This is a genomic window from Thioclava sp. SK-1 (genome assembly GCF_001705665.1).
In the GTDB taxonomy this organism is placed as follows: domain Bacteria; phylum Pseudomonadota; class Alphaproteobacteria; order Rhodobacterales; family Rhodobacteraceae; genus Thioclava.
Genome location: NZ_MDHA01000040.1, coordinates 86,373 through 93,176 on the forward strand (window position 1 = coordinate 86,373; position 6,804 = coordinate 93,176).

Here is a 6,804-nt window from a genome sequence, read left to right on the forward strand (position 1 = left end):
GGAGGATTCCAAAATGAAATCAACACTTAAAGCGGCAATTATCTGCAGTTCATTGGTTCCGTGCATACTGATGCCCGCCCATGGTGCCGATCTACGCATGAGCTGGTGGGGCGGGGAATCGCGCCACATCGCCACGCAAGAGGCACTGACGGCTTGCGGGGCAAAACATGGCCATACGATTGCGCCGGAATTCACCGGATTTTCTGGCTATCTGGAAAAGCTGACAACACAGATGGCTGGCGGAACCGAGGCGGATATCTTGCAGGTCAACTGGCCATGGCTGCCGCTGTTTTCGCGCACCGGGACCGGGTTTGCCGATCTGCGTGATCTGTCCGATCAGATTGATCTGACGCAATATTCCGACAAGGATCTGGCCAGTGTCACGGTACAAGGCCATGTGCAGGGCATCCCTGTGTCCACCTCCGGTCGGGTGTTCTTTTTCAACAAAACCACATTGGATGCTGCCGGTCTGACCGCCCCCACCACATGGGAAGAATTCTTTACCGCCGCACAGGAATTGCGGGCGCAAAAGGGTGATGATTATCAGCTGTTCAACGCCGTATCTGAAAGCGCGCAGCTGCTGGTGCAATTGGCGGTGACGCAAAAAACCGGCAAGGATATGGTGGACCCAGAAACCAACCGTGTTGCCTGGACCGTGGACGAGCTGGCCGCCGGATTGCTGTTTTACCAACGCATGGTTGACAGTGGCGCGATCCAATCGCGCAAGGATGAAGCCGCCGAAGGCAATGTGAAGCTGTATGAGAAAACCAGCTGGTCACAGGGGCAAATCGGCGGATCTTATGAATGGAACACGACCTATTTCAAATTTTCGGATCCTTTGGCCGAAGGTCAGGTGCTGGACAGTTATCCGATGGTGCGCTTTGCCGATGCCAAAACCGATGGCGTATATCGTAAGCCCTCAATGTTATTGTCGATTTCCAAGAATTCTGACAATCAAGACGCGGCCGCGCAGATCCTCAATTGCCTGATGAACGAACCCGAAGGCATCACCGCGCTTGGGGTGACGCGGGGGCTGCCTGCCTCGGCCGTCGCGATGAGCGCGCTGGAAGGCGCGGGGCTGATTGAGCCGCAGCTGCGCAAAGCCCATGACATCATGATGAATTCCACCGGACCTGCGGTATCGCCCTTTAACGAGCATCCTGAATTGCGCGGTGTGTTCATTGATACGATGGAGGAATATTCCTATGCCATGATTGACGCGCAAGAGGCGGCTGAAATCATCATCGACAGCGCCAATGATGTCCTAAGCCAGTTCGACCCGTCCTAAGCAGCCACTTGACCGGTGGCGGCCTGTGCCTTGGCCCTTGGCCGCCACCCCCTTTCCCCGCTTTTCCGGGCGCCTGTGCCCCGCCCTGCCGGTTCGCCTGCGTTTGGGCGTTTCAGCCACCCTCACGACGATACGAGAGGCCATCATGACCACGATCCAACTTACCGCGCTGACCGCGCGCATGGCTGCGCTGTGCCTGGCACACAGCCCCGCCCGATATCGGCTTGATCCGCCGGTGCAATGGGTCTTGCGCAGTGGCGCACAGGTCTGTGCCCGCGGCACCGCGGTCAATGTGCTGTTGTTATTGGACGCGCTGACACCCGACACCGAATATCAGCTGGACTGTGGCGCGCAGATCCGCTTTCGCACACCCCCCTGCCCCGGTGCGCTATGCCCCACCCAATTTGGCGCGCAGCCCGATCTGCCCGATACCACCGCCACCGTCAGCGCCAATGCCACCGCCTTTGATGCGGCGATCCGCGCCCTGCCCATTGGGGGCACCTTGATCGTGCCCAAGGGGCGGTGGATCTGCGGTCCATTGCGGCTGCGCTCGGATATGGTGTTGTATCTGCAACCCGGCGCCGAATTGGCCACGACCCAGATACGCAGCGCATGGCCCATTTTGCCCAGCCATGATGAAGGCGGCCGGATGCTGGGATCATGGGAGGGCCTGCCAGAGCCTTGCTTTGCCGGCTGTATCCACGCGATTGGCGCGCGCAATCTAACGATCTGCGGCCTGGGCATATTGGATGGCGGCGGCACGCGCGGGGATTGGTGGTCATGGCCCAAACAAACCCGCGACGGCGCGCGCCGTCCGCGCGGGATGCATCTGATTGACTGCACGCAGACCACGCTGATGGGGTTTACCATCCGCAACGCGCCCAGCTGGACACTTCATCCGCAGGGCTGTGTGGGTCTGGATGCGATTGGGCTGAAAATCCACGCCCCCCATAACAGCCCCAATACCGATGGGCTGGACCCAGAGATGTGCGAAGATGTCCGCATTATCGGCACGCATTTTTCCGTGGGCGATGATTGCATCGCGATCAAATCGGGCAAACGCGGGGCCGATGGCAGTGCCGATCACCTGCGCCCCACCCGCAATATCTTGGTGCAGCATTGTTTGATGGAACGCGGTCACGGCGGGCTGGTCATCGGATCTGAAATGTCGGGCGATGTCACCGATATCACCGTGCGTGATTGCGATATGATCGGCACGGATCGCGGGTTGCGGTTGAAAACCCGGCGCGGCCGGGGCGGGCGCATTGACCGGATCACGATGGCGAATATCGTTATGGACGGTGTGCTGACCGCATTTTCGGCCAATGCGCATTACTATTGTGATCCTGACGGCCATGCGCCTTGGGTTCAAAGCCGCACTGCCGCCCCGGTCGATGATACCACGCCGCAGATCGGTCAGGTGCAGATCCGCGATGTCACCATTTACAACCTGTCGCATGCGCTGGGGGCGTTCCTTGGTTTGCCCGAGGCCCCTATCGGACCGATTTCGCTGCATAATATCGCGTTGGCCTCCTATGACCCCACAGCCCAGCCCGCAGCGCCGCTTATGGCGGATGGGATCGCTGCGCAGCGCCATGCGGGTCTGTGTGTCGAATATGCCACCGTGACCGGGATCGGCGGGGAAACCGCCCCGGTCAGCCTTGAAGATTTTCGCCAGTTGGAGCCCGTAACCCGATGACCGTTCTGGACTATTTCGACGCCTATGCCGCCCGCTATCAGCCCTATAAGGACGGGCGCTGGTGCTATGAGGATGGCTGTATCTATCGTGGGTTGGTGATGTTGCATCAGGCCACTGCGCAGCCGCGTTGGCTGGACCATCTGACCCGTCTGACCGCGCCGCAGATTGCCGCAGATGGCACGCTATCAGGCTACCGGATTGAGGAATTCAACATTGATAATATTCTGGCAGGACGGTGCCTGTTTCACCTGTCACAACAGACCGGCGACCCGCGCTATATGGCGGCGGCGCATCTTCTGGCCGATCAGCTGGCACACCATCCGCGCACGCAGGCGGGTAATTACTGGCATAAACAGCGCTATCCGCAGCAGGTCTGGCTGGATGGGCTGTATATGGCCCTGCCGTTTCAGATGGAATATGCGCAGGCGACGGATCAGCCCGCGCTGATCACGGATGCGTTGGATCAGTTGAACGGGGCACTGGCGCTGACGGCGGGGCCTGCGGGGCTGTATATGCATGGCTATGATGCCGCGCGGCGGCAAGAGTGGGCCGATCCTGTCACCGGGCAATCGCGGGCAGTCTGGGCGCGTGCCTTGGGCTGGCTGGCAATGGCGATGGTGGATATCGCCGCCATCGTGCCACAGCGCGCCCCGCGTCAAAAAACCGCCGATCTGCTGCATGCGATTGTGGCACAACGCGCCCCCAGCGGGCTGTGGCCACAGGTTTTGGATGCGCCGCAACTGGTTGGCAATTATGATGAAAGCTCTGCGTCCGCTATGTTCGCCTATGCGCTGCTGCGCGCGTCCGATCTGGGTTTGGGCGCGTGGCACAGCCCCGGAAAGGGCGCACTGAAACGGCTGATCGACACACGGCTTTTGCGGGTTGATGGGATCACGCAGCTGACAAAAATCTGCCATGTTGCAGGGCTAGGCGGGTTCGACGGCAAGATCCGCGATGGATCGCCGGGCTATTACCTGACCGAAGATATTGTCGCAGATGATGCCAAAGGGGTCGGACCACTGATGATGGCCGTGGCACAAAGCACGCAAAGCGCACATCAGACCTCTGCACCACCGTCCTTTGCCCGGATAGATGGCTGATATTGCCGCTCTGGGCCAGTCAGATGCCGACCGGCCCAGAGCCATCTTCACACATAAGGGGCATCGGCCCGCCTCATTCGGCCAAGGCCATCAGTTTTCGCCGGCAGCTGCCAGATACTGCGCATCAGTGACTTTTTCCATCCAGGTCACGGCTGAGATGGTCCCAGTTATTTGGACAATTTTTCGGCTCAGCTAAGATGTAATCTGGCTGGTTTCATGCGGCCTTTTGCGTCTGTTCTGTTGTGAAGAATGCGTCGTTGGGTGATCGTTTGTCGAGAGCGGTGTGAGGCTGCTCGATGTTGTAGAAGCTGATCCAATCTTTAATCACGCGTTTGGCTTGGAACCCGTTGAATAGCCCCTAGTTTGCTAGACGCCTTGCAGCTTCAGTTTCTGCTGCTGCTCGAAGTCAATCGGTGACAGCATGCCGTTTCTAACGTGTTTGCGCTGCGGGTTGTAGAAAAACTCGATGTAGTCGAATACGTCTCGGCGCGCTTCTTCTCGGGTTTTGTATTTCTTGCGCCTGATACGCTCGCGCTTGAGCAGGTTGAAGAAGCTCTCGGCCACAGCATTCTGAATCGCCCCGAGTTTGTCGGAGACCATCAACTTAAGTAAGGATGATGGTTATGACAAAAAGCAAAATGGCAAATCGCTACTCGCCAGAAGTTCGCGCGCGGGCGGTCCGGATGGTGTTTGAACATCAAGGTTCATATGAAACGCAAGCGGGCGCGATAGCGGCCATTGCACCCAAGATCGGCTGTATTCCCCAGACACTGAGCGGATGGGTCAAGCAGGCCGAGAAGGACAGCGGCATGCGGGATGGCGTGACGACCGAGGAACGTGATCGCATCAAGACGCTGGAACGAGAGAACCGTGAACTGCGCCAGGCAAATGAGATATTGCGCAAGGCATCAGCTTATTTTGCGCAGGCGGAACTCGACCGCCCACTCAAGCGATGATCGGTTTCATCGACGATCAAAGGGCTGTTTACGGTGTCGAGTCGATCTGCAGGGTGCTGCCGATTGCACCGTCAACATATTACCACCGCTTGGCACCAAGCCGATCCGGCCAATGCTTCAGCCCGGCATCAGCGGGATACGGAGCTGCGCCCGGAGATCAAACGTGTCTGGGATGAGAATTATCAGGTCTACGGGGTCCGCAAGGCGTGGCATCAGCTGAAACGCGAGGGCTTTACGCTTGCACGCTGCACGGTGGAGCGCCTGATGAAACAGATCGGCATCCGTGGTGCCGTGCGCGGCAAGGTGGTCAAAACAACGGTTCCAGACACGTCGGCACCTTGTCCGCGCGACAAAGTGAACCGTGTGTTCCGTGCGCCCGCACCGAACCTGCTGTGGGTCAGCGACTTTACCTACGTGTCCACGTGGCAGGGCTTTGTCTATGTTGCCTTCGTCATCGACACGTTTGCAGATCGTATCGTCGGCTGGCGGGTCTCACGGTCGGCCAAGACAGACTTTGTTCTCGATGCTCTTGAACAGGCCCTGCATGATCGGCGGCCGGTCCAGAAAAGCGGCTTGGTGCACCACTCGGACCGCGGCGGGCAATATTTATCCATTCGCTATACCGAGCGTCTGGCCGAAGCTGGCATCGAGCCATCGCTCGGCAGCCTGGGAGACTCCTATGACAACGCCCTCGCGGAGACGATAAACGGTCTCTACAAAACCGAACTGGTCCATCGCCAGGGTCCATGGCGCAACATGCAGTATCTGGAAATGGCGACGCTCGGCTGGGTCGATTGGTTTAATCACCGGCGCTTGCTCGGCCCTATCGGAAACATACCGCCAGCAGAGGCTGAACAGAACTTCTATGCACAGCGCGACGTGCTCGATATGGTCGCGTGAAATGAAGCTATAGGTCTCCGGTAAACCCGCGGCGATTCAGTGTCAAACGCGCCGAGACATCGAGGGCGAAGTGTTCGAATACGTCAACGCTCTCTCACAACCCGCGCAGGCGCCATTCAGCCTTGGACGGAAAATCACCCGTGGCATTCGAAAAGCTCGCCGCCTAAGATGAGCAACACACCGGAACAGAAACGGTGCAAGTCCAGTTTTATCAAAATTCTTCAGTGCTATCCTTGCCACTGGAGGCAAAAAGCAATGAGGTGGACGCGACCCGATCTCATCGTCCAGCGTCCATCGGCATTGGGGCGAGCTGTCGCTGACGCGTTTCTGCCTCTATCTATAATCATCCGCGCGGGTTAAGTGCCGTATCTGTAAGCCGCCGTCTGAAATGAAATCAATGCTATAGCTTGGTGCGGCGAAAAACTGGTCGAAGAGTCAGGACCATCTTTGTTGACCTGATCTGGCGTTGATCGCAGCCAACACCAACACGCCGGAAAGCTGAGGGCACAATCTGCCAGTATATCAAAGGCTTCAACAATTCGCGCCGAAGCTGCGCAACATTGGGCTGAAAAGCCCCGTCGTATTTGAAGAGGAAACCGCCTAAACGAGCGATTGAGGCGGCACCAAAACAAAATAGGCCACTGTTCTGCCGAGAATCGTTGGAAAAACGTAAAGACGGATAGCTGTTGATTGTCACTGAGAACTGACCCGGTAGCCCCATAAATTGTCACTGAGAATTGACCCATGTGAACACACTTCCCCGACGGTTTTGGTTGGGGGGATTTGGAGTGATCGACATGGGATTTTTGAGTGTCATTCGACGCTGGGCATTGCGTGACAAAATGCCGATACGCGAGATTG

At 57.9% G+C, this 6,804-nt stretch carries 3 protein-coding genes, 4 pseudogenes and 1 other annotated feature; of the genes and pseudogenes, 5 read left to right on the forward strand and 2 right to left on the reverse strand.

Going from position 1 to position 6,804, the window contains the following annotated elements; all coding sequences use genetic code 11:
• Nucleotides 1–13 precede the first annotated feature (13 nt).
• The 3 genes from BFP70_RS09280 (at nt 14) to BFP70_RS09290 (ending at nt 4,087) form a co-directional block, all read left to right on the forward strand.
• Complete coding sequence (locus BFP70_RS09280) at nt 14–1,288, forward strand: ABC transporter substrate-binding protein (protein WP_066011142.1); 1,275 nt, start codon at nt 14–16, stop codon at nt 1,286–1,288.
• 145 nt (nt 1,289–1,433) lie between these two features.
• Entirely contained in the window at nt 1,434–2,987 is a 1,554-nt protein-coding gene (locus BFP70_RS09285) for a glycoside hydrolase family 28 protein (RefSeq protein WP_066011144.1), read from the forward strand.
• Entirely contained in the window at nt 2,984–4,087 is a 1,104-nt protein-coding gene (locus tag BFP70_RS09290) for a glycoside hydrolase family 105 protein (RefSeq protein ID WP_066011146.1), read from the forward strand. Before BFP70_RS09285 ends, BFP70_RS09290 begins: the two co-directional genes overlap by 4 nt.
• 214 nt (nt 4,088–4,301) lie before the next feature.
• Here BFP70_RS09290 and BFP70_RS21580 read toward each other — a convergent pair.
• Both BFP70_RS21580 and BFP70_RS09295 read right to left on the reverse strand, forming a co-directional pair.
• Nucleotides 4,302–4,418, reverse strand: a pseudogene (locus tag BFP70_RS21580) (hypothetical protein); the annotation flags it as partial.
• Nucleotides 4,419–4,453: 35 nt separating this feature from the next.
• A pseudogene (locus BFP70_RS09295) lies at nt 4,454–4,657 on the reverse strand (IS3 family transposase); the annotation flags it as partial.
• Nucleotides 4,658–4,710: 53 nt separating this feature from the next.
• On the opposite strand from BFP70_RS09295, the pseudogene BFP70_RS09305 reads away from it, so the two are divergent.
• Both BFP70_RS09305 and BFP70_RS21585 read left to right on the forward strand, forming a co-directional pair.
• Nucleotides 4,711–5,943: pseudogene (locus tag BFP70_RS09305) on the forward strand (IS3 family transposase).
• Nucleotides 4,998–5,114: a sequence feature (AL1L pseudoknot), on the forward strand. (Overlaps the previous pseudogene by 117 nt.)
• Nucleotides 5,944–5,986: 43 nt before the next feature.
• Nucleotides 5,987–6,110, forward strand: a pseudogene (locus BFP70_RS21585) (IS3 family transposase); the annotation flags it as partial.
• Nucleotides 6,111–6,804: the final 694 nt, after the last annotated feature.